Source organism: Curtobacterium sp. GD1 (assembly GCF_020882855.1).
Taxonomy (GTDB): Bacteria; Actinomycetota; Actinomycetes; order Actinomycetales; family Microbacteriaceae; genus Curtobacterium.
In genome coordinates, this window is the sequence record NZ_JAFEVQ010000042.1 from 1 (window position 1) to 25,525 (window position 25,525).

General features: G+C 70.0%; 24 protein-coding genes. 13 read left to right on the forward strand and 11 right to left on the reverse strand.

Annotation, left to right across the window (positions count from 1 at the left end; genetic code table 11):
- Nucleotides 1–265 precede the first annotated feature (265 nt).
- The 3 genes from JSX79_RS16805 to glgA all read right to left on the reverse strand — a co-directional run bounded on the left by JSX79_RS16805 (nt 266) and on the right by glgA (nt 2,627).
- Entirely contained in the window at nt 266–514 is a 249-nt protein-coding gene (locus JSX79_RS16805) for a type B 50S ribosomal protein L31 (protein ID WP_070419036.1), read from the reverse strand.
- 121 nt (nt 515–635) lie between these two features.
- A complete protein-coding gene (locus tag JSX79_RS16810; protein WP_070419037.1) occupies nt 636–1,418 on the reverse strand; it encodes an ABC transporter ATP-binding protein in 783 nt (260 codons plus the stop codon).
- A gap of 9 nt (nt 1,419–1,427) precedes the next feature.
- Nucleotides 1,428–2,627, reverse strand: coding sequence for a glycogen synthase (glgA, locus tag JSX79_RS16815; RefSeq protein ID WP_071296309.1), 1,200 nt, complete (start codon nt 2,625–2,627; stop codon nt 1,428–1,430).
- 47 nt (nt 2,628–2,674) lie between these two features.
- Here glgA and JSX79_RS16820 point away from each other — a divergent pair, with 47 nt between their 5' ends.
- Both JSX79_RS16820 and serB read left to right on the forward strand, forming a co-directional pair.
- Nucleotides 2,675–3,916 carry a glucose-1-phosphate adenylyltransferase gene (locus JSX79_RS16820; protein WP_070419039.1) on the forward strand — a complete coding sequence of 414 codons (1,242 nt, stop codon included), beginning with the start codon at nt 2,675–2,677 and terminating at the stop codon, nt 3,914–3,916.
- 87 nt (nt 3,917–4,003) lie between these two features.
- A complete protein-coding gene (gene serB, locus JSX79_RS16825; protein ID WP_229087240.1) occupies nt 4,004–4,642 on the forward strand; it encodes a phosphoserine phosphatase SerB in 639 nt (212 codons plus the stop codon).
- 91 nt (nt 4,643–4,733) lie between these two features.
- Here serB and fabG read toward each other — a convergent pair whose 3' ends face one another.
- Nucleotides 4,734–5,447: a 3-oxoacyl-ACP reductase FabG gene (fabG, locus tag JSX79_RS16830; RefSeq protein ID WP_070419041.1), complete on the reverse strand. Its 714-nt coding sequence runs from the start codon at nt 5,445–5,447 to the stop codon at nt 4,734–4,736.
- Nucleotides 5,448–5,613: 166 nt separating this feature from the next.
- Here fabG and JSX79_RS16835 point away from each other — a divergent pair, with 166 nt between their 5' ends.
- From JSX79_RS16835 to JSX79_RS16845, 3 genes are read left to right on the forward strand one after another with little or no spacing between them, the layout of a single operon-like run.
- Nucleotides 5,614–6,033, forward strand: coding sequence for a DUF3099 domain-containing protein (locus JSX79_RS16835; RefSeq protein WP_070419042.1), 420 nt, complete (start codon nt 5,614–5,616; stop codon nt 6,031–6,033).
- Nucleotides 6,033–6,341, forward strand: coding sequence for a hypothetical protein (locus JSX79_RS16840; protein ID WP_070419043.1), 309 nt, complete (start codon nt 6,033–6,035; stop codon nt 6,339–6,341). Before JSX79_RS16835 ends, JSX79_RS16840 begins: the two co-directional genes overlap by 1 nt.
- Nucleotides 6,338–7,315: an SURF1 family protein gene (locus JSX79_RS16845; protein ID WP_229087243.1), complete on the forward strand. Its 978-nt coding sequence runs from the start codon at nt 6,338–6,340 to the stop codon at nt 7,313–7,315. Before JSX79_RS16840 ends, JSX79_RS16845 begins: the two co-directional genes overlap by 4 nt.
- Before the next feature lie 103 nt (nt 7,316–7,418).
- Here JSX79_RS16845 and JSX79_RS16850 read toward each other — a convergent pair whose 3' ends face one another.
- A complete protein-coding gene (locus JSX79_RS16850; RefSeq protein ID WP_229087245.1) occupies nt 7,419–9,017 on the reverse strand; it encodes an ABC-F family ATP-binding cassette domain-containing protein in 1,599 nt (532 codons plus the stop codon).
- 115 nt (nt 9,018–9,132) lie between these two features.
- Here JSX79_RS16850 and JSX79_RS16855 point away from each other — a divergent pair, with 115 nt between their 5' ends.
- Complete coding sequence (locus JSX79_RS16855; protein ID WP_070419044.1) at nt 9,133–9,732, forward strand: biotin transporter BioY; 600 nt, start codon at nt 9,133–9,135, stop codon at nt 9,730–9,732.
- Nucleotides 9,733–9,996: 264 nt separating this feature from the next.
- On the opposite strand, the gene JSX79_RS16860 is transcribed toward JSX79_RS16855, so the two are convergent.
- The 5 genes from JSX79_RS16860 to sufB all read right to left on the reverse strand — a co-directional run bounded on the left by JSX79_RS16860 (nt 9,997) and on the right by sufB (nt 14,183).
- A complete protein-coding gene (locus JSX79_RS16860) occupies nt 9,997–10,326 on the reverse strand; it encodes a metal-sulfur cluster assembly factor (RefSeq protein WP_022906025.1) in 330 nt (109 codons plus the stop codon).
- Nucleotides 10,326–11,099, reverse strand: coding sequence for a Fe-S cluster assembly ATPase SufC (gene sufC / locus JSX79_RS16865; protein ID WP_070419045.1), 774 nt, complete (start codon nt 11,097–11,099; stop codon nt 10,326–10,328). The genes JSX79_RS16860 and sufC overlap by 1 nt, the downstream gene beginning before the upstream one ends.
- An 82-nt stretch (nt 11,100–11,181) precedes the next feature.
- Nucleotides 11,182–11,511, reverse strand: a complete 330-nt coding sequence (locus JSX79_RS16870; protein ID WP_070419609.1) for a non-heme iron oxygenase ferredoxin subunit — start codon at nt 11,509–11,511, stop codon at nt 11,182–11,184.
- Complete coding sequence (gene sufD, locus JSX79_RS16875; RefSeq protein WP_071303096.1) at nt 11,508–12,764, reverse strand: Fe-S cluster assembly protein SufD; 1,257 nt, start codon at nt 12,762–12,764, stop codon at nt 11,508–11,510. Before sufD ends, JSX79_RS16870 begins: the two co-directional genes overlap by 4 nt.
- Nucleotides 12,765–14,183: a Fe-S cluster assembly protein SufB gene (gene sufB, locus JSX79_RS16880; RefSeq protein WP_229087247.1), complete on the reverse strand. Its 1,419-nt coding sequence runs from the start codon at nt 14,181–14,183 to the stop codon at nt 12,765–12,767.
- A 281-nt stretch (nt 14,184–14,464) separates the two neighbouring features.
- On the opposite strand from sufB, the gene JSX79_RS16885 reads away from it, so the two are divergent.
- Nucleotides 14,465–15,439 (forward strand): heme A synthase, encoded by a 975-nt coding sequence (locus JSX79_RS16885; RefSeq protein ID WP_229087248.1) that lies wholly within the window; start codon nt 14,465–14,467, stop codon nt 15,437–15,439.
- A 317-nt stretch (nt 15,440–15,756) separates the two neighbouring features.
- On the opposite strand, the gene JSX79_RS16890 is transcribed toward JSX79_RS16885, so the two are convergent.
- Complete coding sequence (locus JSX79_RS16890; RefSeq protein ID WP_070416200.1) at nt 15,757–16,683, reverse strand: heme o synthase; 927 nt, start codon at nt 16,681–16,683, stop codon at nt 15,757–15,759.
- A gap of 424 nt (nt 16,684–17,107) precedes the next feature.
- Between JSX79_RS16890 and tkt the strand changes: the two genes are divergently transcribed.
- From tkt to pgl, 6 genes are all read left to right on the forward strand, one after another.
- Nucleotides 17,108–19,201, forward strand: a complete 2,094-nt coding sequence (tkt, locus tag JSX79_RS16895; protein WP_229087249.1) for a transketolase — start codon at nt 17,108–17,110, stop codon at nt 19,199–19,201.
- Between the two features lie 129 nt (nt 19,202–19,330).
- Entirely contained in the window at nt 19,331–20,443 is a 1,113-nt protein-coding gene (tal, locus tag JSX79_RS16900; RefSeq protein ID WP_070416202.1) for a transaldolase, read from the forward strand.
- On the forward strand, nt 20,443–22,041 hold the full coding sequence (locus JSX79_RS16905; RefSeq protein ID WP_229087250.1) for a glucose-6-phosphate isomerase: 1,599 nt from the start codon (nt 20,443–20,445) through the stop codon (nt 22,039–22,041). The genes tal and JSX79_RS16905 overlap by 1 nt, the downstream gene beginning before the upstream one ends.
- A gap of 23 nt (nt 22,042–22,064) precedes the next feature.
- Complete coding sequence (gene zwf / locus JSX79_RS16910) at nt 22,065–23,603, forward strand: glucose-6-phosphate dehydrogenase (protein WP_229087251.1); 1,539 nt, start codon at nt 22,065–22,067, stop codon at nt 23,601–23,603.
- Entirely contained in the window at nt 23,600–24,544 is a 945-nt protein-coding gene (locus JSX79_RS16915; protein WP_070416205.1) for a glucose-6-phosphate dehydrogenase assembly protein OpcA, read from the forward strand. The genes zwf and JSX79_RS16915 overlap by 4 nt, the downstream gene beginning before the upstream one ends.
- Before the next feature lie 121 nt (nt 24,545–24,665).
- Nucleotides 24,666–25,436: a 6-phosphogluconolactonase gene (pgl, locus tag JSX79_RS16920; protein WP_071296304.1), complete on the forward strand. Its 771-nt coding sequence runs from the start codon at nt 24,666–24,668 to the stop codon at nt 25,434–25,436.
- Nucleotides 25,437–25,525 lie beyond the last annotated feature (89 nt).

A 25,525-nucleotide genomic window follows, 5' to 3' on the forward strand; every position in this document is an offset into this window, starting at 1 on the left:
GCCCGCCAGCCCGCCAGCCCGCCAAACGTGCCACGCCCCGGCCGCACCGCCTGCCCCGCACGGCCGCACCGCGACGCCCCGCCCCGCGCACCGCCCCCCAACGTGCCACGCCCCGGCAGCACCGGCTGCACCGGACGGCCGCACCGCCAGAGCCACCCGGCCGCGACGCGCACCGCCGGCCCGACCTGCCACCACACCCCCGCCAACGACGGAACGGGCGGCCCTCCCGCAGGAGAGCCGCCCGTTCGAACGTCCGGAGGACTGCTTACTTGCCGAAGCTCTTGAAGCGCTGGTTGAACTTCTCGACGCGACCGGCCGAGTCGAGGATGCGCTGCTTGCCCGTGTAGAACGGGTGCGACGCGGACGAGATCTCGACGTCGATGACCGGGTAGGTCGCACCGTCGAGCTCGATGGTCTTGTCGCTGTTCGCGGTCGAACGCGTCAGGAACGTCTCACCGGAAGCCAGGTCACGGAAGACGATGGCGCGGTACTCGGGGTGGATGTCGGTCTTCATGGAGATTCCTCGGTTGCGATGATGGGGACGTGCGCGGCACTCGTACGAGCACGACGCGGGAAGTCTGCGGCTTGCGCCAGCCGTCTACGTTACCAGACGACCGGCCGGATCGGGAGCAATGTCACGATGCGCGCGCCGTGTACCGGCCGGCGTCCTTCGACACGGTGAGCTCGATGCCGAACGCCTCGGTCAGGGTCGGGGCGGTCAGGACCTCGTCGATCGGCCCGGCAGCCTGCACGTGCCCGTCCGCGAGCACCAGGGCGTGGGTGAATCCGGCGGGGATCTCCTCGACGTGGTGGGTCACGATGACGATGGCCGGCGAGTCCTCGCTCTGCGCGTAGCCGCCGAGGGTCCGCACGAGGCTCTCACGCGCGCCGAGGTCGAGCGACGCGGCCGGCTCGTCGAGGAACAGGATCTCGGGGTCGGTCATCACGGCGCGGGCGATCTGGACGCGCTTCTGCTCGCCGTCGCTGAGCTCGCCGAAGGTCCGGTCGGTGAAGGCGCCGAGGCCCCACTCGTCGAGCACGCGCTGGGCGCGGCGGACGTCGAGCTCTTCGTACTCCTCGTTCCAGCGGCCCGTCACCGAGTAGGCCGCGGTGAGCACGACGTCGATGACCTTCTCGGTGACCGGGATGCGGCGCGCGAGGGCCGTCGACGCGAAGCCGATGCGCGGACGCAGCTCGAACAGGTCGGCACCGCCGAGCTCGGTGCCGAGGACCTCGACCTCACCCGAGGTCGGGAAGGTCTGGGCGCCGGCGACCTGCAGCAGCGTCGTCTTGCCGGCACCGTTGGCACCGAGGACGACCCAGCGTTCGTCGTCCTGCACCTCCCACGAGATCCCGTCGAGGATGGTGGCCCCGTTGCGGACCACGGAGACGTCTGACAAGCGCACGACCGAGGGCATGCGACCAGCCTAGGGGTTCTGCCCGAGCACCTCGTCGTAGACCTGGCGTGTCCGCCGGGCGATCGCGTCCCAGGTGAACTCGGTCTCGACGCGGAGGCGTCCGGCGCGGCCCATGAGCTTCGCGAGCCCCTCGTCGGCGAGCACCTCGGTGAGGGTCGCGGCGAGGTCGGCCACGTAGCGGTCCGGGTCCGTCGGGGTCCCGGTGCCGTCCTGTGCCTGGTCGATCGGCACGATGCGACCGGTCAGTCCGTCCGCCACCACCTCGGGGATGCCCCCGGTGCCGGTGCCGACGACGGGGATCCCGCACGCCATCGCCTCGAGGTTGACGATCCCGAGCGGCTCGTAGATCGACGGGCAGACGAACACGGTGCCCGACGACAGCACGTTGACGATCTCCTCGTGCGCGAGCATCCGGTCGATCCAGACCACCCCGTCACGAGCGGAACGCAGCGAGTCGACCAGACCCGTGACCTCGGCCATGATCTCCGGCGTGTCCGGTGCACCGGCGCAGAGCACGATCTGCACGTCCGCCGGCAGCGAGGCCACCGCCCGCAGCAGGTACGGCAGGCCCTTCTGCCGGGTGATGCGTCCGACGAACACGACCGAGCGACGCGACGGGTCGATCCCGAGCGCGCGGACGGCGTCCTCGTCGACGGTGGGCTTCCACTCGTCGATGTCGATGCCGTTGTAGACGACGTGCACCTTCGCGGGGTCGATCGACGGGTACGAGCGGAGGATGTCCGCCCGCATCGCCTTCGACACGGCGATGACACCGTCGGCGTGCTCGAACGCCTCGCGCTCCATCCAGCTCGACAGCCGGTACCCGCCGCCGAGCTGTTCGGCCTTCCACGGGCGGAGCGGCTCGAGGCTGTGCGCCGTGACGACGTGCGGGATGCCGTAGGTCAGCTGCGCGATGCGTCCCGCCGAGTTCGCGTACCAGGTGTGCGAGTGCACGAGATCGGCGCCCTCGACGTCCGCGGCGATCGCGACGTCGGTGCCGAGTGCCTGCAGCGCGCCGTTCGCCTGCTCGAGGCCGCCGGGCGTGCGGTAGGCCCACACGTCGGCCTCGTCGCGGAACGCGCCGAAGGCGCGGACGCGCACCTCGGTGTCGGTGTCGGACCGCAGCGCCGCGGTCAGTTCGGCCACGTGGACACCCGCACCGCCGTAGACCTCCGGCGGATACTCCCTGGTCAGCAGATCGACTCGCACGCGTTCAACGTAACGGGTTCCCAGTGCTGACGCCTACTGTGAGCGGCATGGCACCAAAGAAGGTCTTCGGCATCGTGCTCGCCGGCGGCGAGGGGAAACGGCTCATGCCGCTCACGGCCGACCGTGCGAAACCCGCTGTCCCGTTCGGCGGGAACTTCCGTCTCATCGACTTCGCGCTCTCCAACCTCGTCAACTCCGGACTGCAGAAGATCGTCGTCCTGACGCAGTACAAGTCGCACAGTCTCGACCGCCACGTCGCCGAGACCTGGCGCATGGAGGGCTTGCTCGGGTCCTACGTCGCGTCGGTCCCGGCGCAGCAGCGGCTCGGCAAGCGGTGGTTCGCCGGGTCGGCCGACGCGATCCTGCAGTCGCTCAACCTGCTCCGCGACGAACGCCCCGACATCGTCGTCGTGGTCGGCGCCGACCACGTGTACCGGATGGACTTCCACCAGATGGTCGAGGCGCACATCGCCTCCGGCCGCAGCGCCACGGTCGCCGCGATCCGCCAGCCGATCGGCCTCGCCGACCAGTTCGGCGTGATCCAGGTCGCCGACGACGACCCGACGAAGATCGAGGCGTTCCTCGAGAAGCCGAAGGACGCCGTCGGGCTCGCGGACTCCCCCGGCGAGATCCTCGCGTCGATGGGCAACTACGTCTTCGACGCCGACGCGCTGGTCGACGCCGTCCTCCGTGACGGCCAGATCGAGGCGTCGGACCACGACATGGGCGGCGACATCGTCCCGGACTTCGTCGCGCGTGGCGACGCGGGCGTCTACGACCTCAAGCGCAACGACGTCCCCGGGTCGAACGAGCGCGACCGGTACTACTGGCGCGACGTCGGGACGATCGACTCGTTCTACGACGCGCACATGGACCTCATCGCACCGGTGCCGGTCTTCAACCTGTACAACCAGGACTGGCCGATCTTCAACCAGCAGACGAACCTGCCCCCGGCGAAGTTCGTCCGCGACGCGAACGGCAACACCGGCTCGACGGTCGACTCCCTCGTGTCGCTCGGCTGCCTCGTGTCCGGCGCCCAGGTCGAGCGCAGCATGATCGGCCCCTGGTGCGGCATCGACTCCGGCGCGAAGGTCCTCGACTCGATCGTCTTCGAACGCGCTTCGATCGGCGCCGGCTCCGTCGTGAACCGCGCCATCCTCGACAAGGACGTGGTGATCGCCCCCGGCGCCCAGGTCGGCATCGACCGCGAAGCGGACGAAGCGCGCGGCTTCACCGTCACCGAGTCCGGCATCACGGTCGTCGGCAAGGGCGTGCGCGTCGACGCGTAGCGTCGCGCGGGCAGGAACGGACGGCCCAGGAGGCGCGGCTGGCGTCATGAACGCCGGCCGCGCCTCCTGAGTCGGTACCGTTGGTGCGTGCCACGCTTCCTCGTCGTCCTCGATGCCGATTCCACGCTCCTCGAGGACGAGGTCATCGAACTCCTGGCCGACACGGCGGGGACCCGGCCACAGGTCCAGGCGATCACGGAGCGCGCCATGCGCGGCGAGATCGACTTCGCCGAGAGCCTCCGGGAGCGTGTCGCGACCCTGGCGGGCCTCCAGGACGACGTCTTCCGGGGTGCACAGCAGGCGGTCCGCGTGACTCGTGGCGCCGACCAGCTCGTCCGCGGCGTGCACGCCGCGGGCGGGACCGTCGGCGTCGTGTCGGGCGGCTTCCACGAGGTCCTCGACCCGTTCGCCGAGCAGATCGGACTCGACCACTGCCGGGCGAACCGGCTCGAGGTGGTGGACGGCGTCCTCACCGGGCGGGTCCTCGGCGACGTCGTGGACGCGTACGCCAAGGCCGTCGCACTGCGCGAGTGGGCCGCATCCGACGACGTGCCGATCGTCCGCACCGTCGCGATCGGCGACGGCGCCAACGACCTCGAGATGATGCGTGTAGCCGGACTGTCGATCGCGTTCGACGCGAAGCCGCTCGTCCGCGAGCAGGCGGACGTCGCGGTCGTCGACCGTGACCTGTCGAGCGTGCTCGCGACGCTCGGCCTGCGCGGCTGACGCGCCGACCTCACGGCCTCAGCGACACCTCACGGCCGACCGGGGGCGTGAGGTGTCGCTCAGCGCGTGACGTCGAGGCGACCCGACGGGGTCAGTGCCCCATCCCGAGGCCGCCGTCGACCGGGATCACCGCGCCGGAGATGTACCCGGCCCCGTCGCCGGCGAGGAAGAGCGTGGCGTCCGCGACGTCGTCGACGGTGCCGTACCGCGCCGCCGGGATCTGCTTCTTGAACTCGGCCTGCAGCTCTTCGGGCAGCGCCGCCGTCATGTCCGTCTGGATGAACCCGGGCGCGACGACGTTGGCGGTGATGCCGCGGGAGCCGAGCTCGCGCGTGATCGACCGGGCCATGCCGACGAGGGCGGCCTTCGACGAGGCGTAGTTGACCTGGCCGACCTGGCCGTAGGCGCCGACGACGCTCGACATGAGCACGATGCGGCCGAACTTCGCCTTCATCATGCCCTTCGTGGCGCGCTTGACGACCCGGAACGTCCCCGTGAGGTTCGTGTCGATGACGCTCGTGAAGTCCTCCTCCGACATGCGGAGCAGCAGCTGGTCGTTCGTGATCCCGGCGTTCGCGACGAGGACCTCGATCGGTCCGAGCTCGGCCTCGACCTGCGAGAAGGCAGCGTCGACCGAGGCCGTGTCGGTGATGTCGGCCTGCACCGTGAGCGCGCCCTCGGGGCCGCCCTGGCCGCTGCGGGACGTGACCGCGACGCGGTGGCCGGCGGCGACGAAGCGCTCCGCGAGGGCGTGGCCGATGCCGCGGTTGCCGCCGGTGACGAGGACGGTACGGGGGGTGCTCATGGTCGCTCCGTTCGGGGTGGGTTGCACGGCGCGCCGGGCCCGGACCGGGTCGGACACGCCCGGAAGAGCGTACCGGAGCCGATACGCGCACCGTGTCCGCGCGCGGCGGAACCATCCGGGCCCGCGCGGAGTTAGGCTTTCCCTCGGGCAGAGGAAAGAACATCGGATGAAGACGACGCACAGCATCACCACCCTCCCGGACTCTCCGGAGCAGGATCGTGCGCACCGCCTGTCCCGGTACGTCTGGCAGATGGCCCTCCGCGTCGTGTTCTTCATCGGTGCGGTCGTCGTGTGGTCGATCTGGCACACGTGGATCGCCGTCATCCCGATCGTCCTCGCCGGCGTGATCCCGTGGGTCGCCGTCATCATCGCCAACGCGGGCAGCCGTGCCGAGAGCGACATCGTGACGCCTGCCGGTGCGATCCAGCTCTACGACGCCGTGGACCCGCGACTCCGCGAACAGCAGGAGGACGCCCGGGCCGAGGCGTACCGCGCCGAGCAGGACCGGCTGCGCGAGCAGGCGCAGGACGCGCAGGCCGAGTGGCAGCGCAACGGTGACCGCTCGCGTGTCTGGGGACGTCGCTGATGGGGGCCACGTTCGACCTCTTCACCGAACCCGGCTCGACCCCCGTGTGCTCCCGAGCGGGCTGCGTGTCGACCGCCTCGTGGCGCGTCAACTGGCGCAACCCGCGGATCCACGCGACCGACCGGGTGAAGATCTGGGCCGCGTGCGACGAGCACCGTGACTTCCTCGCCGACTACCTCCGGTCCCGGTCGTTCCCCGTCCGTGTCACGGGCATGCACGAGGACGTGGACCGCCTCGACGACGAACGCGACCCGGCCGACGCCCCGAAGAACGACGTCGGTGCACGCGCAGCCGGTGACCGTCGGTGAACCAGCAGTTCGACCCGAGCTCCCGGTACGGCCGACGGCACGCGCAGAAGCTCGAGCGCGCCGCAGCCGCCTCCGCTGCCGACGGCACCACCCGGACCGCCGAGCGTGATCCGGACGAGCCCTTCGTCGGCTGGCGCTTCGTCCGGAGCCGGCGGTGGCTCGGCTACTTCGCCATCGCGGTGGCGTTCGCGATCGTGTGCGCGCTGTTCGGCATGTGGCAGTGGGACCGCCGGAACGAGGCCGTCCGCCAGAACGAGCAGGTCGCGCAGAACTACGAGCACACCCCGGTCCCCCTCGACGAGGCACTCCCGACGGCGTCGAGCTGGAACGACGGCAAGACCTGGCTCCGCGTGAGCGTCACCGGCCGCTACGACACCGACGACCAGCTGCTCGTCCGGAACCGCGTGCACAACGGCCAGCCCGGCTTCGAGGTCCTCACGCCGCTCGTCACGGCCGACGGTCGTGCGTTCGTCGTCGACCGCGGCTGGGTCCCCACCGGCAACGCACAGGACGCCCCCGACCACGTGCCCGCTCCCCCGTCCGGCGAGGTCACGGCGATCGTCCGACTGCAGCCGAGCGAACCGCGCATCCCCGGCCGCACCGACCCGGCACACACCGACCAGGTGCAGTCCGTGACGCTGTCCGACGTCGGCAAGAAGGTCGACACGCCCATCTACACCGGGGCGTACGGGCAGCTCGCGTCCGAGTCCCCCGCCCCGACCGAGGCTCGCCCGCTCGGCTGGGAGCGCCCGACGGCCGACACGGGGCTGCACCTCAGCTACTTCATCCAGTGGTTCATGTTCGCGGTCGGCGGGTTCGGGTTCCTCGCCTACCTGATGGTGCAGGAGTTCCGGAACCTGAACCAGGACGACCCCGAGGAGCGCGAGCGCGCCCTCGAGCGCCAGCGCCGCAAGGACGCGAAGCCGAAGACGGACGCGCAGATCGAGGACGAGCTGCTGAACGCGGGTCGCTGACGCCAGCACAGGGCTGACGCCACCCAGGACGGACTGGAGGCGCGGTGCCAGCTGGCACCGCGCCTCCAGTCCGTCGACGGGTCGCGCCCGTCGGCGGTGCGGGTCACGCGAGCTCGATGAGCTCCGCGTAGTCCTTGTTCCAGTGGTCCTCGGTGCCGTCCGGCAGGAGCAGCACTCGCTCGGGGTTGAGCGCCTCGACCGCACCGGCGTCGTGCGACACCAGCACCACGGCACCCTCGTAGCCGGCCAGCGCGCCGAGGATCTCCTCGCGCGAGGCCGGGTCGAGGTTGTTCGTCGGCTCGTCGAGCAGCAGCACGTTCGCGCCCGACACGACGATCATCGCGAGCGAGAGCCGCGTCTTCTCACCGCCGGAGAGGACACCGGCCTTCTTGTAGCCGTCGTCACCGGTGAACAGGAACGAGCCGAGGACCCGTCGCGCCTCGGTCTCGTTGAGGTCGTTCGACGCGGACACCATGTTCTCGATCACGGTGCGGTTCACGTCGATGTTCTCGTGCTCCTGCGCGTAGTACCCGATCCGCAGGCCGTGTCCGGGCAGGATCTCCCCCGTGTCCGGCTGGTCGGCGCCCGCGAGGATGCGCAGCAACGTCGTCTTGCCGGCACCGTTGAACCCGAGGATCACGACGCGCGAGCCCCGGTCGATGGCGAGGTCCACGCCGGCGAAGATCTCGAGCGACCCGTAGGACTTCGACAGCCCCTCGGCCATCAGCGGGGTGCGGCCACAGGGCGTCGGGGTCGGGAAGCGCAGCTTCGCGACGCGGTCGACGGCGCGCTCGTCCTCGAGCCCGGCGAGGAGCTTCTCGGCACGCGCGACCATCTGGTGCGCCGCTGCGGCCTTCGTGGCCTTCGCACCGAAGCGGGCCGCCTGGTCCTTGAGCGTGGCGGCCTTCTTCTCGGCGTTCGCGCGCTCCTTGCGGCGGCGCTCCTCGTCGGCGGCACGCTGCCGCTGGTAGAGCTTCCACCCCATGTTGTAGACGTCGATCGACTGGCGGTTGGCGTCGAGGTAGAAGACGCGGTTGACGACCTCGTCCACGAGCTCGACGTCGTGGGAGATGACGATCACACCGCCCGGGTACGTCTTGAGGTGCTCGCGCAGCCAGATGATCGAGTCGGCGTCGAGGTGGTTCGTCGGCTCGTCGAGGATCATCGTCTCGGCGTCCGAGAACAGGATCCGGGCGAGCTCGATGCGACGGCGCTGACCACCTGACAGCGTCTTGAGCTGCTGGTCGAGGATGCGGTCCGGCAGCTTGAGGTTCGACGCGATCGACGCCGCCTCGGCCTCGGCCGCGTAGCCGCCGAGCGCGTTGAACTGGTCGTCCAGCCGGCTGTACCGCCGCATGGCCTTCTCGGCGACGGCGGCGTCCGTGCTGGCCATGTCGAGCGTGGCCTGGCGGATGCCCTCGACGAGCTCGCCGAGCCCACGGGCGTCGAGGATGCGCTTGCGGGCGGTGTCCTCCGGGTTGCCGGAGCGGGGGTCCTGCGGCAGGTACCCGATCTCGCCGGAGCGGTCGATCTTGCCCCCGGTCGGCTGGGTCTCACCCGCCAGGGCCTTGGTCATCGTGGTCTTCCCCGCGCCGTTCCGGCCGACGAGGCCGATCTTGTCGCCCTTCTCGACGCGGAAGGACACGTTCTCCATCAGGAGGCGAGCCCCGACGCGGATCTCGAGGTCGTGCACGGCAAGCACAGCAGACGTCCAATCAGTTGGTGGATGTGCACAACGGTGTGTGCGGGAGGTGCACCGCTACGCTGACGGGACCGATGGTCCCGAACGGGACCAGCAGTCCATTCTAGGAGAATCCATGACGAACGCCACCGGGTTCGCTCGCCGCGCAGTCCTCGCCGACCGTCTGCGCACCCACGGCCTGGCCACGAACGCCGCCCTGGTCGCCGGCGGAGCACTCTTCACCGCCGCCATGGCGCAGGTCGAGGTGCCGATGTGGCCGGTGCCGATCACGGGCCAGACCCTGGCGGTCGTGCTCGTCGGTGCCACCCTCGGTGCCCGCCGCGGCATGCTGTCGCTGCTCGTCTACGCGGTCGCCGGACTCGCCGGTGCGCCGTTCTTCGCCGACTTCACGGGTGGCCTCGGCGCCCTCGCCGTGCCGAGCTTCGGCTACGTCATCGGCTTCATCCCCGCCGCCGGCGTCATCGGCTGGCTCGCCCGTCGCGACTGGGACCGACACGTGGGCCGTGCCGCGGTGGCGATGCTCGTCGCCAGCGCGATCCCGTTCGTCACCGGTCTCCCCTACCTGGCCGTCGTGCTCGGACAGCTCGGCGCGCCCAACGACCTGCAGTCGGTCCTCGCGGCCGGGCTCTACCCCTTCATCGTGGGTGGCATCGCGAAGGCCCTCATCGCCGCGGGCATCGTGCCGCTGGCGTGGAAGGTCCTCGGCCGCCGCTGAGTCCCGTCGCAGAAGGGCCCCGCACCGTCCGGTGCGGGGCCCTTCTGCGTGCGCGGGGGCGCGTGGGGGGCGGCGCGCGGGGGCGTGCGCGAGCGGGCAGGACACGCCGCAGGCCGCCCGCCGAGCGGGCGAAACCGGCCGCTCCAGAGCGGCGCGTGTGACTTTTTTGGCCCGCTCGGGGCGCGCCCGAGACCCGACGCACAGACGGACGGGAGGCGCAGTGCCAGCCGGCACCGCGCCTCCCGTCCGTCAGGGGGGTCGCTACTAGATCGAGAAGCCGAGCGCGCGCATCATCTCGCGCCCGTCGTCGGTGATCCGCTCCGGGCCCCACGGCGGCATCCAGACCCAGTTGATCCGGAACGCGTCGACGATGCCGTCCAGCGCGTTCGCCGTGTCGCCCTCGATGACGTCGGTCAGGGGGCAGCCCGCGCTCGTCAGGGTCATGCTGATCACGAGCGCCGTCGCCTCGTCGTCCCAGGCGAGGTCGTAGATGAGCCCGAGGTCGACGATGTTCACGCCGAGTTCCGGGTCCTGGACCTCCTTGAGGCCCTCGACGACCTCGTCGAACTTCTCCGGTGCGAGTGCGGTGATCATCAGTTCCCCGCCGCAGCGGCTGCGGCCTGCACGTAGCGGTCGTAGCCCTCGTTCTCGAGGCGCTCGGCGAGCTCGGGGCCACCCTGCTCGGCGACCTTGCCCGCGACGAACACGTGCACGAAGTCCGGCTTGATGTAGCGGAGGATGCGCGTGTAGTGGGTGATCAGCAGCACGCCGAGCCCGGTCGCGGCCTTGGCACGGTTGACGCCCTCGGACACGATCTTCAGTGCGTCGACGTCGAGGCCGGAGTCGGTCTCGTCGAGCACGGCGAACTTCGGCTTGAGGAGCTCGAGCTGCATGATCTCGTGGCGCTTCTTCTCGCCACCGGAGAAGCCCTCGTTGACGTTGCGCTCGGCGAAGGCCGAGTCCATCTTGAGGTCGGCCATCGACTGGCGGAGGTCCTTGACCCAGCTGCGGAGCGCCGGGGCCTCGCCGTCGATCGCGGTCTTGGCGGTGCGGAGGAAGTTCGACACCGTCACGCCGGGGATCTCCACCGGGTACTGCATGGCGAGGAACATGCCGGCACGGGCACGCTCGTCGACGCTCATCGCGAGGACGTCCTCGCCGTCGAGCGTGATCGAGCCACCGACGACGTTGTACCGGGGGTGGCCGGCGATCGTGTAGGCGAGGGTGGACTTGCCCGAGCCGTTCGGGCCCATGATCGCGTGGATCTCGCCCTCGTTGATGGTGAGGTCGACGCCCTTGAGGATCTCCTTGACACCCTGGTCGGTGTCGATCGAGACCTGCAGGTCGCGGATTTCGAGAGTGGACATTGCGTTCCTTCGGTTGCAGCTGGTGTGCGGCGTCAGCCGCGGGAAGTGAGTGGAGGCCGGGAACGGCCGGGTCGGAGCGGTCTCAGTCGACCGGGACGGGGTCGTGCACGTCGACGTAGACCTCGCCGTCGCGGACCTCGACCCGGAAGACCGGGACGGGTTCATACGCCGGGAAGTTCTGCGGCTTGCCGGTGGCCAGCGAGAAGCGGGATCCGTGGGCCCAGCACTCGAGCGTGTCGCCCTCGACGAACCCCTCCGCCAGGGAGATGTCCCCGTGGGTGCAGGTGTCGCCGATCGCGTGCACGGTGCCGGCGGAGTCCTTCACGATGGCGACCGCGGTGCCGTCGACCACGGCGCGCATCGGGCTGTCCACCTGGATGTCCGCCTCGGCACAGACCTTCGTCGACATCAGGCGGAGGCCTCCGGTGCGGCCTCGGCGATGACCGAGCGCCCCTCGGCGAGCTCCTGCTCGACCGCGGCGATGAGGCGTTCCTCGAGCTCGGGCGCACCGATCTTCTGGATGACCTCGACGAGGAAGCCGAGCACGACGAGACGACGTGCCTCTTCCTCGGGGATGCCGCGGGACTGCAGGTAGAACAGCTGCTCGTCGTCGAAGCGACCGGTCGCACTCGCGTGACCGGCGCCCTCGATGTTGCCCGTCTCGATCTCGAGGTTCGGGATGCTGTCCGCACGCGTGCCGTCGGTGAGGACGAGGTTGCGGTTCTGCTCGTACGAGTCCGTGCCGTCGCCGGCGCGCCCGATGAGCACGTCGCCGATCCAGACCGTGTGCGCGCCCTGGCCCTGCAGCGCGCCCTTGTAGTTGACCCGACCGCGCGTGTTGGGCGCGTCGTGGTTCACGTAGACCTGCTGCTCGATGTACTGACCGGCGTCGGCGAAGTACACGCCGTACATCTCGGTGTCGGCACCCTGCGCACCGAGGTGCGTCGAGGGGTTGACCCGGATGACGTCGCCGCCGAGCGAGACCACGACGTGCTTGAGGAAGGCGTCGCGGCCGACCTCGGCGAAGTGGGTCGACACGTGCACCGCGTCGTCGTCCCAGTCCTGCAGGCTGACGACCGTCAGGCGGGCGCCGTCGCGGACGACGATCTCGACGTTCTCGCTGAGGAGCGCCGAACCACGGTTGTCGAGCACCACGATGCCCTGCGCATGCGCCTCGGCCGTGATGACCGTGTGCGCGGCGCGGGGCTGCGTGCCGAAGTCGGAACGCGTGATCGTGATGAACTCGTGCGCCTCGGTGGACTTGACCGTGACAGCCAGCACCGCGTCGCGAGCGGTCCAGGCGGCCGCGGCGGCGCGGTCCTCGGGCAGGCCGGCGGTGCCGACGCGGGGGTCGTCGCTGCGACCCCACTCGACGTCGGCGCCGTCGGACTGGCGGGCGAGGAACGGGTAGGCGGATCCGTCGAGGCCACCGTCGAGCAGGGGCTGGAGCTTCGCGAGGGGCGCGAACTTCCAGTTCACCTCTCGCCCGGTGACGGTCGGGAACGCGTCGACGTCACCGGACTGGAACCGCTCGGAGCGGGTCTGCACCGGGATCGTCTTGTCGGGCGCGTCCCAGCCGCCGTCGGAGTGTGCTCCGGCGCCGTGCTGCGTGGTCGCCGCGGGCTCGATCGGCTGGTCGATGTGGGGAGGGGTGGTGCTGGACATCTAGCCGACGGATCCTTCCATGCTCATCTCGATGAGCTTGTTGAGTTCGAGTGCGTACTCCATCGGGAGCTCGCGGGCGATCGGCTCGATGAAGCCGCGGACGATCATCGCCATCGCCTCGTCCTCGGGCATGCCGCGCGACATGAGGTAGAACAGCTGCTCCTCGCTCACGCGGGAGACCGTGGCCTCGTGCCCGAGCTGGACGTCGTCGACGCGGATGTCGATCGCCGGGTAGGTGTCCGACCGGCTGATGGTGTCCACCAGCAGCGCGTCGCACCGCACGGTGTTCGCCGCATGGTGGGCTGCCGGGTCGACCCGGACCTCACCGCGGTACCCCGCGCGACCGCCGCCACGGGCGATCGACTTCGACACGATCGAGGACGTCGTGTAGGGCGCCATGTGGATCATCTTCGCGCCGGCGTCCTGGTGCTGGCCGGGACCGGCGAAGGCGACGGAGAGCGTCTCGCCCTTGGCGTGCTCACCCGCGAGGTAGATCGAGGGGTACTTCATCGTCACCTTGGAGCCGATGTTGCCGTCGATCCACTCCATCGTGGCGCCCTCGTGCGCGATCGCACGCTTGGTGACGAGGTTGTAGACGTTGTTCGACCAGTTCTGGATCGTCGTGTAGCGCACGCGGGCGTTCTTCTTCACGATGATCTCGACGACGGCCGAGTGCAGGGAGTCCGACTTGTAGATCGGGGCGGTGCAGCCCTCGATGTAGTGGACGTAGGAGTCCTCGTCCGCGATGATCAGCGTCCGCTCGAACTGGCCCATGTTCTCGGTGTTGATCCGGAAGTAGGCCTGCAGCGGGATCTCGACGTGGACGCCCTTCGGGACGTAGACGAACGAGCCGCCGGACCACACGGCCGTGTTCAGCGCGGCGAACTTGTTGTCGCCGGCCGGGATCACGGTGCCGAAGTACTCCTCGAAGATCTCGGGGTGCTCGCGCAGCGCCGTGTCGGTGTCCATGAAGATGACACCCTGCTGCTCCAGGTCCTCGCGGATCTGGTGGTACACGACCTCGGACTCGTACTGCGCGGCGACGCCGGCGACGAGGCGCTGGCGCTCGGCCTCGGGGATGCCGAGCTTCTCGTAGGTCGCGCGGATGTCCTCGGGGAGGTCTTCCCACGACTGCGCCTGCTTCTCGGTGGAGCGCACGAAGTACTTGATGTTGTCGAAGTCGATGCCCGTCAGGTCGGCACCCCACGTCGGCATCGGCTTGCGGTCGAAGAGCTGCAGGCCCTTGAGCCGGTTCTTGAGCATCCACTCGGGCTCGGACTTGAGGTTCGAGATGTCGGTCACGACCTCTTCCGAGATGCCGCGGCGAGCAGAGGCGCCGGCCGAGTCGGAGTCGGACCAGCCGAACTCGTATTGGCCGAGCCCTTCGAGCTCGGGACGGTCGATGAGCACGTCGGACATGGTCTCCTCGTTTCCTTCTCGCGGCAGCGTCTTCGGGTGTCAACCCGTGGCGTCTGGACGCCATTCCACCGCAGACCCCCGACACGCTCGTCGCGCGCACGGTGGACACGGTGTTGCTCCCTCGCAACGTCGATGGTTCCACACAGCCCTGAGTGTCGACGTCCTGGGTGTGAACGGCGATCTCGGACCATTCGGAGCCGGCGCCTGCCTAGACTTGACTGCTGCTGAACCCTCGAATCCTACAGGTTCGCTGCACGGAACAACAGGAAGGCACCACGCTCGTGACTCGCGTCGCATCCCCCGTCGACCAGGACGTCCGCCGTGCGCGGTGGTGGTCGCTCCCCCGTGTCGTCGACCAGCGAGTCGTCGTCCTCGCCTGGGCGTCGTTCGTCGTCGAGGTGATCCTGATCGGCACGGGCGGCCTCGTCCGCCTCACCGCATCGGGTCTCGGGTGCCCGACCTGGCCGAAGTGCACGGCGGACTCCCTCGTCTCGACGCCCGAGATGGGCATCCACGGCATCATCGAGTTCGGCAACCGACTGCTCACCTTCGTGCTCGTCGTCGTCGCGATCGCCATGTTCCTGCTCGTCGTCCGGATGCGCCGCACGCGCCCCGAACTGTTCTGGCTCGCGTTCGCCCAGGGCGCAGCGATCCCGGTGCAGGCCGTGATCGGCGGCATGAGCGTCTGGACCAACCTCAACCCGTTCGTCGTCGGGCTGCACTTCGTCGTCTCCGCCGCGCTCACGGCGGTCACCGCCGCACTCGTCTACCGCGCCATGCGTGGTCCGCGCACCGCCGAGCGGCTCGTCCCCGGCTGGTACACGGGCGTCGTGCGCGGCACCATCGCCGCGGTCGTCGTCACCGTGCTCGTCGGCATCCTCACCACCGGCAGCGGCCCGCACGCCGGCGCCGACGAGGCGGTCGACGGCGGACGACTGCACCGCACGGGCTTCGACCCCGCCGTGATGGAGCACCTGCACGCGATCCCCGCCTACGTCCTGTTCGCCCTGACCCTCGTCCTCGTGGTCGGCGCGGTCCGCCTGCGCCTGTCGAGCAAGTGGGCGCTGCTGCTCCTGGTGGTCGAGTTCGTCCAGATCGCCGTCGGGCTCACCCAGGCGCGCACGGGACTGCCGGTCGGTCTGGTGGGGACGCACATGGTCCTCGCGGGCCTGCTCGTCGGTGCCACCACGGTCGTGACGCTCTCCACGCGCGGCACCGCCGGTCGCCAGGCCGTCCGCGAGCCGATCGCGGGCTGACGCGCGGCGCACCGCACGCGGTCCCCGACACCCCACGAGTCGATCGACTCGTGGGGTGTCGTTCGACATGCGCGGAACGCAACCGGCTGACGGACTGGAGGCGCGGTGCGGGCCCGCCACGCGCCTCCAGGCCGGTGGGTGGTCGCGACCGGCGCTCCTGCGGACCCGGAACGACCACCCCGACGTCGTACGACGACGGGATCGTCGCACGCCAGCGCGTTCAACAACCCGCGTCCGCAACGAACGACCTCGTCGCTGTCGTACGACAGCGACGATGTCGCACGGGGTTCGCAGCCGAGACGGCCGCACGCCCAGCGCTAGAAGGTGAAGACCTGCGGCAGCAGCGGGTCGATGCCCACGGCGATGAACAGCAGCGTCAGGTACGTGATCGAGCTGTGGAAGACGCGCATCGGCTGCACGTGCTCCACGTGCTGGATCGCCCGCGAGTACAGCCGGTGCGACTCGACGACGAACCAGATGCCACCGGCCAGCGCGACCACCGTGTAGAGCGGCCCCATGTGCGCGACCGGGATGAGCAGCAGCGAGCAGACGAGCGTCGCCCACGCGTACAGGACGACCTGCAGACCGACCACCGTGCGACCGCGGACGACCGCCAGCATCGGCACGTCGGCGGCGTCGTAGTCGTCGCGGTACTTCATCGACAGCGGCCAGTAGTGCGGCGGCGTCCAGAGGAAGATCACCATGAAGAGGATGACCGGCGCCCAGGTCAGCGACCCGGTGACGCCCGCCCAGCCGATCAGCACGGGCATGCAGCCGGCCGAACCGCCCCAGACGATGTTCTGCGGGGTGCGGCGCTTGAGCCACAGCGTGTAGACGAAGACGTAGATGAGGATCGCGATGACGCTCAGGGCGGCCGCGAGCCAGTTCACCAGGAACCCGAGGACCGCGGTCGACGCGACGCCGAGCACCCACGAGAAGACGAGTGCCTCACGGTCGGAGAGCTCACCCGTGACGAGCGGCCGGGTGCTCGTGCGCTTCATGAGCCGGTCGATGTCGCGGTCGATGTAGCAGTTGAAGGCCGAGGCGGACCCGGCCGACATCGCGCCACCGAGCATCGTCCAGAAGACGAGCCACAGGTCCGGCACCCCGCGCTCGGCGAGGAACATCGTCGGTGCCGTCGTGACGAGCAGCAGCTCCATGACCCGCGGCTTCGTCAGCGAGACGTAGGCACGCACCTTGCGCGACAGCGTCGAGCGGGGTCGATCGGTGTCGGGCCGGGTCACGGTGGCAGTCGGCAAGGGAACCTCAGTCTGTTCGCGTCAGCTCACACGCTCGGTGGACGGCTCCGTCGTCGTCGGGGCGTGCGTCGACCCGGAATGCGCACGGGTCCCCGACAGTTTACGTGATGGAGGCGCCGCGATGATGCCCCGCCCCGCCATCCGGACCGAAGTCACCCACCGACACGCCCGGCCGACGGCGGGTCCCCGCGACGGCGAGTGAACAACCGGCGTCACCTGAACCCCTTCTGAGTGCATGGTCACTATGCTGGAGTCGCCCTCCCGCAGTGCGTGCCCCGATGACGTCGGCCGCGAAGAGCCGGTCGGCCGCCGCGAGACGGCGACCCGACGAAGGCCCCGGGATGGCGATCATGTCCGTGCGATGGCACGAGCCCTCGCACATGTCGCATCAAGAAGGGTCAACATCCAAGTGGCTGAATTCACCTGGGACGCCATCGACAGGAAGGCCGTCGACACGGCCCGCGTACTCGCCGCCGACTCGGTCGAGGCCGCCGGCAACGGTCACCCCGGCACCGCGATGAGCCTCGCGCCGGTCGCCCACCTGCTCTTCCAGAAGGTGATGCGTCGCGACCCCAGCGACTCCACCTGGATCGGCCGCGACCGCTTCATCCTCTCCGCCGGTCACGCCTCGATCCTCCAGTACGTGCAGTTCTACCTGCACGGCTACGGCCTCGAGCTCGAGGACCTCCAGCACCTCCGCAAGTGGGGCTCGAAGACCCCGGGTCACCCGGAGTACGGCCACACCGACGGCGTCGAGATCACCACCGGCCCGCTCGGCCAGGGCCTCGCCTCGGCCGTGGGCTTCGGGTACGCGCAGCGCTTCGAGCGCGGCCTCTTCGACCCGGAGACCGCCGACGGCGAGTCGCCGTTCGACCACTTCACCTACGTGATCGCCGGTGACGGCGACATGCAGGAAGGCGTCACGAACGAGGCCGCGAGCCTCGCCGGCCGCCAGCAGCTCGGTCGCCTGGTCGTCTTCTACGACTCGAACCAGATCTCCATCGAGGACGACACCGACATCTCCTTCTCGGAGAGCGTCCCGGACCGTTACGAGGCGCTCGGCTGGCACGTCCAGACCGTCGACTGGAAGAAGACGGGCGAGTACTCGGAAGACGTCGAGTCCCTCTTCGCCGCGGTCGAGGCCGCCAAGGCCGTCACCGACAAGCCGTCGCTCATCGTCCTCAAGACGATCATCGGCTGGCCGTCGCCGACCAAGCAGAACTCCGGCAAGATCCACGGCTCCGCCCTCGGTGGCGAGGAGCTCAAGGGCCTCAAGGAGGTCCTCGGCTTCGACCCCGAGCAGACCTTCCACGTCGACCCCGAGGTGCTCGAGTACACCCGCGGTGCCGTCGCCAAGGGCCAGGCGGAGCACGCCGAGTGGCAGAAGACCTTCGACGCGTGGGCCGCTGCCAACCCCGAGAAGAAGACGCTCCTCGACCGCATCAACGCCGGTGAGCTCCCCGAGGGCCTCGAAGAAGCCCTCCCGGTCTTCCCGACCGAGAAGGCCGTCTCGACCCGTGCCGCCTCCGGCAAGGTCATCAACGCCATCGCGCCGCTCATGCCCGAGTTCTGGGGCGGCTCGGCCGACCTCGCCGAGTCGAACCTGACCACGATCGAGGGCGCCAAGTCCTTCGGTCCGGTCGAGGCCTCGACCAAGGCGTGGAGCACCGACCCGTACGGCCGCGTGCTGCACTTCGGCATCCGCGAGCACGCGATGGGCTCGATCCTGTCCGGCATCGTCCTGCACGGGAACACCCGCCCCTTCGGCGGCACGTTCCTCATCTTCAGCGACTACATGCGTCCGGCGGTCCGTCTCGCCGCGCTCATGCAGGCGCCGGCGATCTACGTCTGGACGCACGACTCCGTCGCCCTCGGTGAGGACGGCCCGACGCACCAGCCGATCGAGCAGCTCAGCGCCCTCCGCGCGATCCCGGGTCTGGACGTCGTCCGCCCGGCCGACGCCAACGAGGTCGCCTACGCCTGGCTCGAGATGCTCAAGCACAAGGACCGCCCGGCCGGCATCGCGCTGAGCCGTCAGAACCTCCCCGTCTTCGAGCGTGGCGAGGGCGACGCCTCCGGTGAGGTCTTCGCCTCGGCGAAGAACGTCGCCAAGGGCGCGTACATCCTGGCCGAGGCGCCGAACGGCACCCCCGACGTGATCCTCATCGCGACCGGTTCCGAGGTCCAGATCGCCGTCGAGGCACGTGAGCAGCTCAAGGGCGAGGGCATCAACGCCCGCGTCGTGAGCGCCCCGTCGCTCGAGTGGTTCCGCGCCCAGTCCGAGAACTACCAGGACCAGGTGCTGCCGAAGAACGTCACCGCGCGCGTCTCGGTCGAGGCCGGGATCGCCATGAGCTGGCGCGACATCATCGGCGACAAGGGCCGCAGCGTCTCGATCGAGCACTTCGGTGCCTCGGCCGACTACCAGACGCTGTTCAAGGAGTTCGGCTTCACGACGGAGCACGTCGTGGCCGCCGCGAAGGAATCCCTCGCGGCTTCCTGACCCCCCGAGGGCCGGGTCCGGTTCGCCGGATCCGGCCCTTCTTCCGGGAGGCGCGGCTCGGCCCCGCCACGCGCCTCCCGGTCCCCCAGACCCCGGCCACCAGGCCGATGAAGGAAAGAAGAGAAACACATGGCTGAGAACACCCCCACCGCCGCGCTCTCCGCGGTCGGCGTGAGCATCTGGCTCGACGACCTGTCCCGCGAGCTCCTCGAGACCGGCAAGCTCGAGTCCCTCATCGCCGAGAAGAACGTCGTCGGCGTCACGACGAACCCGACGATCTTCGCCTCGGCCCTCGCCAAGGGCGAGCGCTACGACGCACAGGTCAAGGAGCTGGCCGCTGCCGGCACCGAGGTCACCGACGCGATCTTCGAGATCACCACGCAGGACGTCGCCAACGCGTCCGACGTCTTCAAGCCGATCTACGACTCGACCAAGGGCTTCGACGGCCGCGTGTCGATCGAGGTCGAGCCGGGCCTCGCGCACGAGACCCAGAAGACCATCGAGCAGGCCAAGTTCCTGTTCGACAAGGTCGGCAAGGAGAACGTCCTCATCAAGATCCCGGCAACGGTCGAGGGCCTCGAGGCCATCACCGAGGTCATCGCCGCCGGCATCTCGGTCAACGTCACCCTGATCTTCTCGCTCGAGCGCTACCGCGCCGTCATCGACGCCTACCTCGGTGGCCTCGAGAAGGCCAAGGCCGCCGGCCACGACCTGTCGAAGATCCACTCGGTCGCGTCCTTCTTCGTGTCGCGCGTCGACTCCGAGATCGACAAGCGTCTCGACGCCGTCGGCACGGACGAGGCGAAGGCCCTCAAGTCGAAGGCCGGCATCGCCAACGCGCAGCTCGCCTACCAGGTCTGGACCGAGGCGTTCGCCTCCGAGCGCGCCCTCGGCCTGCTCGAGGCCGGTGCGAACACCCAGCGTCCGCTCTGGGCCTCGACCGGTGTCAAGGACCCGTCGCTGCCCGACACGCTCTACGTGACCGAACTGGCCGCGCCGAGCACCGTCAACACCATGCCGGGCAAGACGCTCGACGCCACGTTCGACCACGGCGAGATCCACGGCGACGCCATCGCCGGGTCGTTCGACGCCGCGCAGCAGGTCCTCGACCAGCTCGCCGCCCAGGGCATCGACTACGACGACGTCGTGGCGCTGCTCGAGAAGGAGGGCGTCGACAAGTTCAACGTCTCGTGGGGCGAGCTCGTCGACACCGTCAAGAACGCACTCGAGGGCGCCAAGTAGTGACGGTCTCCATCGCCGCCAGCGGTGACGCGGCGCGGGCCATCGACCAGGTGGTCCCGCGTCTCGTCACCGATCTGGTGGCGTCGGGCATCACCGCCCAGGACCCTGAGCTCTGGGGTCCCGACGCCGAGGCCGAGGCGTCGAAGCGCCTCGGCTGGGTGGAGGCCGTCTCGGTCTCCCGCCCGCTCGTCGCCGAGGTCGCGGCGCTGCGCGAGTCGCTCCTCGCCGAGGGGATCGACCACGTCGTCCTCGCCGGCATGGGCGGCTCGTCGCTCGCGCCCGAGGTCATCACCCGGACCGCCGGCGTGCCGCTCACGGTCCTCGACTCCACCGACCCGGCGCAGGTCCGCGCCGCCGTGGAGCACCAGCTGGACCGCACCGTGCTCGTCGTGTCCTCGAAGTCGGGTTCGACCCTCGAGACCGACTCGCAGCGCCGTGTCTACGAGCAGGCCTTCCGCGACGCCGGCATCGACCCGGCGAAGCGCATCGTCGTCGTCACCGACCCGGGCTCCCCGCTCGAGGCCGTCGCGACGGACGCCGGGTACCGCGTCTTCACCGCCGACCCGAACGTCGGCGGCCGCTACTCCGCACTGACCGCGTTCGGCCTCGTGCCGTCCGGCCTCGGCGGTGCCGACATCGCGGAGCTCCTCGACGAGGCCGACGCCATCTCGGCGCTGCTCTCGGTCGACATCGACGAGAACCCGGGCCTCGTGCTCGGCGCCGTCCTCGGGGGCACCGCGCCCCTCCGCTCCACGATCGGCATCGTCGCGGACGGCACCCACATCGTCGGGTTCGGCGACTGGGCGGAACAGCTGATCGCGGAGTCCACCGGCAAGGACGGCCGCGGCTTGCTGCCGGTCGTGCTCGACGTCGACTCCCCCGAGGTGACCGCTGGACTGCCCGACCTGCAGGTGATCCGACTCGTCGGCTCCCGCGAGGACGAGCGCCACGTCGCCGAGGGCGAGGTCGAGATCACCGGCACGCTCGGCGGCCAGCTCCTCGTTTGGGAGTACGCCGTGGCCGTCGCCGGTCGCCTGCTGGGCATCGACCCGTTCGACCAGCCCGACGTCGAGGCCGCCAAGTCCGCGGCCCGCGCCCTCCTGGACGACCGCCCGGCACCGACCGAACCGGCCTTCACCGAGGACGGCACCACCGTCCACGCGACCGAGGGCCTGGCGGTCGGGACGACGATCGCGGAAGCCGTGTCGCGCCTCCTGGACCAGGTCGGCCCCACCGACTACCTGGCCGTGCAGGCGTACGTGGACCGCACCGCGAACCCGGACCTCGAGTCGCTGCGCGACGCCTTCGCGGCGCGCACCGGCCGACCCGTCACGTTCGGCTGGGGACCGCGCTTCCTGCACTCGACCGGCCAGTACCACAAGGGCGGCCCGGCGAACGGCGTGTTCCTGCAGATCGTGGCCGACGAGCCCGACGACCTGGCCATCCCCGGTCGTCCGTTCACGTTCGGCCAACTCATCCAGGCCCAGGCCTCCGGCGACGCGAGTGTCCTCGCGCAGCACGGCCGCCCGGTCCTGACCCTCACGACGACGGACGTCGCAGCTGCCACCGCAGCACTGACGGCCGCCGTCACCCTCTGACTCTCGAAGGAGTTCACCGACTCATGTCACCGGTGGCAATCACCCCGGAGCACAACCCGCTCCGGCTGCCGACGGATCGTCGACTGAACCGGATCGCGGGACCCAGCACCCTCATCATCTTCGGCGTGACGGGCGACCTGTCCCGCAAGAAGCTGATGCCCGCGGTCTACGACCTGGCGAACCGAGGGCTCCTGCCCCCGGGGTTCGCCCTCGTCGGGTTCGCTCGACGTGACTGGGAGGACCAAGACTTCTCCCAGCTCGTCCACGACGCGGTCCAGGAGCACTCGCGCACCCCGTTCGACGAGGACGTCTGGCGTCAGCTCGAACAGGGCATCCGCTTCGTCCAGGGATCGTTCGACGACCCCGAGGCGTTCCGCGAGCTCAAGCGGACCGTCGCCACGCTGGACGCGGAGCGCGGGACGCTCGGCAACCACGCGTTCTACCTGTCCATCCCGCCGAAGATGTTCCCCGTGGTCACCGAGCAGCTCAAGCTGTCCGGGCTGACCGAGAAGCGCGAGGACTCGTGGAGCCGCGTGGTCGTCGAGAAGCCCTTCGGCTCCGACCTCCGCACGGCGCGCGAGCTGAACGCGATCGTCGAGAGCGTCTTCGCTCCGGACGACGTGTTCCGCATCGACCACTACCTCGGCAAGGAGACCGTCCAGAACCTCCTGACGCTGCGGTTCGCGAACCAGATGTACGAACCCATCTGGAACTCGAACTACGTGGACCACGTGCAGATCACGATGGCCGAGGACATCGGCGTCGCCGGACGTGCCGCGTACTACGACGGCATCGGTGCAGCGCGCGACGTCATCCAGAACCACCTCCTGCAGCTCCTCGCGCTCACCGCGATGGAGGAGCCGGTCTCGTTCAAGGCGGCGGACCTCCGCGCCGAGAAGGAGAAGGTCCTCTCCGCGGTGCGCCTGCCCGAGGACCTCTCGACCGCCACGGCCCGCGGGCAGTACGCCGGCGGCTGGCAGGGCGGCGAGAAGGTGCTCGGCTTCCTCGAGGAAGCGGGCATGGACCCCGAGTCCGGCACCGAGACCTACGCGGCGATCAAGCTCGACATCGCGACCCGTCGCTGGCAGGGCGTCCCGTTCTACCTCCGCGCCGGCAAGCGTCTCGGTCGCCGCGTGACCGAGATCGCGATCGTGTTCAAGCGTGTCCCCGAGGACGTCTACGGCAACTCGCAGTCGCCCCTCGGCCAGAACGCGCTCGTCATCCGTGTGCAGCCGGACGAGGGCGTCACGCTCCGCTTCGGCTCGAAGGTCCCCGGCGTCGGCACGCAGGTGCGCGACGTGACGATGGACTTCGGCTACGGCCACGCGTTCACCGAGGCCTCGCCCGAGGCGTACGAGCGACTCATCCTCGACGTGCTCCTCGGCGACCCGCCCCTGTTCCCCCGTCACCAAGAGGTGGAACTGTCGTGGAAGATCCTCGACCCGATCGAGGAGTTCTGGGCCACGCAGGGCCAGCCCGAGCAGTACCGTCCCGGCACGTGGGGCCCGGCATCCGCCGACGCCCTGCTCGCCCGCGACGGCCGGACCTGGAGGCGTCCATGAAGATCGACCTGCCGAACACCACGGTCTCGAAGATCCAGAAGAAGCTCGTCCACATCCGCGAAGAGGGCGGCGCCGTCGCCCTCGGTCGTGTCCTGACCCTCATCATCTCGACGGCCCTCGGGCACGAGGAAGAGGCGATCGAGGCCGCGAACGAGGCGTCCCGCGAGCACCCGATGCGCGTCATCATCGTGTCGAAGAACGACGGCGACACGAAGTCACCCGGTCGCCTCGACGCGCAGATCCGCGTCGGCAGCGACGCGGGGGCGAGTGAGGTCATCGTCCTCCGTGCCTACGGCGAGACCGCGACCGACGAGGAGAGCCTGGTCACCGGCCTCCTGCTGCCGGACGCGCCCGTCGTGGCCTGGTGGCCGCAGACCGCACCGGAGCAGCCCTCGGCCTCGGCCCTGGGTCGCATCGCCCAGCGACGGATCACCGACGCGGCCGCGCAGAAGGACCCGAACGGCGCGATCGAGGCCCTCGGGGCCTCGTACGTGCCGGGCGACACCGACTTCGCGTGGACCCGACTGACCCTGTGGCGCAACCAGCTCGCCGCGGCGCTCGACCAGCCGCCGTACGAGCCGATCACCGCCGTCGAGGTCTCGGGTGCGTACGACAGCCCGTCGACGATCCTGCTCGCCGCGTGGCTGCAGCTGCAGCTCGAGGTGCCGGTGGCCGTCGTCACGTCGCCGCGCGCGACCGGGTCGAGCGGCATCCACGGCGTGAAGCTCGTGCGCGAGTCCGGCACCATCGAGCTCGAGCGGTCCCTGGTGGACGTCGCGACGCTCTCGATGCCCGGGCAGCCGACGCACGACCTGTCGCTGCCGCGCCGCAACCTGCGCGACTGCCTGGCCGAGGAACTCCGTAGACTCGACCCGGACGTCCTCTTCGGAGACGTCGTCAAGCACGGGGTCCCCCAGCTGCGCGAGTCCATCGCCGGCTGAGCAAGCCCCACACGACCGGTCGGGCCGGCCGTCGTTCGTCCAGCGCGAGCGGCGGCCGGCCCGGACGGTCGGACCGACGGTGGTCGTACGACCGGTCGACCACCACGAACACGGGAGTCACGTGACCAACGAACGGCGGGTGCTGGTGCACCCGGACAAGCAGGCCCTCGGCGCTTCGGTCGCCGCACGCTTCATCACGAAGATCATCGACGTGCTCGACGAGCAGGAGCGCGCGGACATCGCCATCAGCGGTGGCTCCGTGTCGTCCCTCGTCCTCGCCGCGATCGGCCAGTCGCCGGCGCGTGAGAGCGTCGACTGGTCGAAGGTGCACGTGTGGTGGGTCGACGAGCGTTGGGTGCCCGCGGGCGATGCCGATCGCAACATCACCGGCACGCAGACGGACTTCTTCGACCACGTCGACATCCCGGAGTCGAACATCCACCCGATCGCGGCGTCGGACGCTGGCATCTCGATCGAGGACGCTGCGACCCGCTACGAGCAGGAGCTGCACGCCGCCGCGCCGGACGACGCCATCGCGCCGCGGTTCGACATCACGCTCCTCGGGGTCGGACCCGACGGTCACACCGCGTCGCTCTTCCCGGAGTTCCCGCAGCTCACCGTGACGGACCGCATCGTGCTGCCGGTGGACGACTCCCCCAAGCCGCCGCCGCAGCGCCTGACCCTCACCTACCCGGCGATCAACGCGTCGCAGCGTGTGTGGGTCATCCTGTCGGGTGCCGAGAAGGCCTCGGTCCTCGGGCTCGCGCTCGCGGGTGCCTCGGTCGACGAGGTCCCCGTCGGTGGCGTGCAGGGGCGCAAGCGCACCGTGTTCTTCGTGGACCAGGACGCCGCTCGCGACGTCCCCGAGAACCTCATCGCGTCGACGTACTAGACGCGGGTCCCTGACGGACGGGAGGCGCGGTGCCGGCTGGCACCGCGCCTCCCGTCCGTTCGTGGGTGCGCTTACCGCGCGCGCCCGCC

Excerpts from the sequence above, each read along its gene's own strand:
- fabG (WP_070419041.1), bottom strand. The coding sequence starts at position 5,447 with ATGAGCACCCCCCGTACCGTCCTCGTCACCGGCGGCAACCGCGGCATC.
- zwf (WP_229087251.1), top strand. The coding sequence starts at position 22,065 with ATGTCACCGGTGGCAATCACCCCGGAGCACAACCCGCTCCGGCTGCCG.
- sufD (WP_071303096.1), bottom strand. The coding sequence starts at position 12,764 with ATGTCCAGCACCACCCCTCCCCACATCGACCAGCCGATCGAGCCCGCG.
- JSX79_RS16840 (WP_070419043.1), top strand. The coding sequence starts at position 6,033 with ATGGGGGCCACGTTCGACCTCTTCACCGAACCCGGCTCGACCCCCGTG.
- JSX79_RS16805 (WP_070419036.1), bottom strand. The coding sequence starts at position 514 with ATGAAGACCGACATCCACCCCGAGTACCGCGCCATCGTCTTCCGTGAC.
- JSX79_RS16810 (WP_070419037.1), bottom strand. The coding sequence starts at position 1,418 with ATGCCCTCGGTCGTGCGCTTGTCAGACGTCTCCGTGGTCCGCAACGGG.
- JSX79_RS16835 (WP_070419042.1), top strand. The coding sequence starts at position 5,614 with ATGAAGACGACGCACAGCATCACCACCCTCCCGGACTCTCCGGAGCAG.
- sufC (WP_070419045.1), bottom strand. The coding sequence starts at position 11,099 with ATGTCCACTCTCGAAATCCGCGACCTGCAGGTCTCGATCGACACCGAC.
- tal (WP_070416202.1), top strand. The coding sequence starts at position 19,331 with ATGGCTGAGAACACCCCCACCGCCGCGCTCTCCGCGGTCGGCGTGAGC.
- JSX79_RS16860 (WP_022906025.1), bottom strand. The coding sequence starts at position 10,326 with ATGATCACCGCACTCGCACCGGAGAAGTTCGACGAGGTCGTCGAGGGC.
- JSX79_RS16855 (WP_070419044.1), top strand. The coding sequence starts at position 9,133 with ATGACGAACGCCACCGGGTTCGCTCGCCGCGCAGTCCTCGCCGACCGT.
- JSX79_RS16820 (WP_070419039.1), top strand. The coding sequence starts at position 2,675 with ATGGCACCAAAGAAGGTCTTCGGCATCGTGCTCGCCGGCGGCGAGGGG.
- JSX79_RS16915 (WP_070416205.1), top strand. The coding sequence starts at position 23,600 with ATGAAGATCGACCTGCCGAACACCACGGTCTCGAAGATCCAGAAGAAG.
- sufB (WP_229087247.1), bottom strand. The coding sequence starts at position 14,183 with ATGTCCGACGTGCTCATCGACCGTCCCGAGCTCGAAGGGCTCGGCCAA.